Consider the following 925-nt stretch of genomic DNA (forward strand, 5'->3'; position numbering starts at 1 on the left):
GCGCCGATGGTACTAGGGAGTATTCCCTGGGAGAGCAGGTCACTGCCAGAATTAATTTTTAAGTCCAGTTACAAGAGTAGCTGGACTTTTTGAATTTTGTTGCGCGAAAAATTACTAGAGTCAGGTTCAATAAATAGTCCAACTGTTGTAAAATAAAAAGATAACCAATTAGGCAGACTGAATAGGAAGTAGGTATTTAAACTAAAAACCGGGTATTTCCCGGTTAATTTTTTACCATTTACCCTATTATTTTAGAGAGGGATACGTGTTACTTATTTTGGGAATAGCATTAATCAGCCTTGCTGGCTGTGGAGAAGTGGAAACACGAGAAAAATTATCCGGATTCCCGCAGAGAGTGATGACCTGGGAAGAACTGCTTGACAGGTTGCAGGTGAAGCTGTGGGTGTAGTGGTGTAGTGTGGCTATCAGTATTCCACGACCCAGTCTGGATGATAATACCAAGCTAAGTGCTACTACTTCTGTGTATAACTTGGTTGGGCATAAAGACGATTTTATAACTAAGCCATTAGCCCACAATATTGCCTGTAGAACAGGGCGTTTGACCACTGTAGTAGGTGGATTTCATTTAGAAAATATTAATAAAGCCGAAATACAACAAGTAGTAAAAAAACATGGAAATTGCTGAAGAAATAGTATGCATGGAAATCGAAAATCAACTTGTGTAGATTTTATTCGAAAAAGTGTTGACAAAACCGTGCGCTCCATGATATATTACTAAATGTCAGTGGCGAGACAAGAAAAACTACCATAAATGAATCAAAAATGCCGGTTGACACTGAAAGCTAAAAGTGGTAAAATAATTCTTGCCGCCTGAGGGCGGCAACGAAAGAAAAGCAACAACAAAGAGAGAACAGGTCTTTGAGAACTGAACAGTGGAAAAACATGCCCGATTCATTAAAGACAA

At 39.0% G+C, this 925-nt stretch carries 1 protein-coding gene; it reads left to right on the forward strand.

The window, feature by feature from the left end; all coding sequences use genetic code 11:
- The first annotated feature begins 418 nt into the window (after positions 1 to 418).
- A complete protein-coding gene (locus RDV78_11305; GenBank protein MDS1031009.1) occupies positions 419 to 646 on the forward strand; it encodes a hypothetical protein in 228 nt (75 codons plus the stop codon).
- Positions 647 to 925: the final 279 nt, after the last annotated feature.

Source organism: Bacillota bacterium LX-D (assembly GCA_031628995.1).
In the GTDB taxonomy this organism is placed as follows: domain Bacteria; phylum Bacillota; class DUOV01; order DUOV01; family Zhaonellaceae; genus JAVLUO01.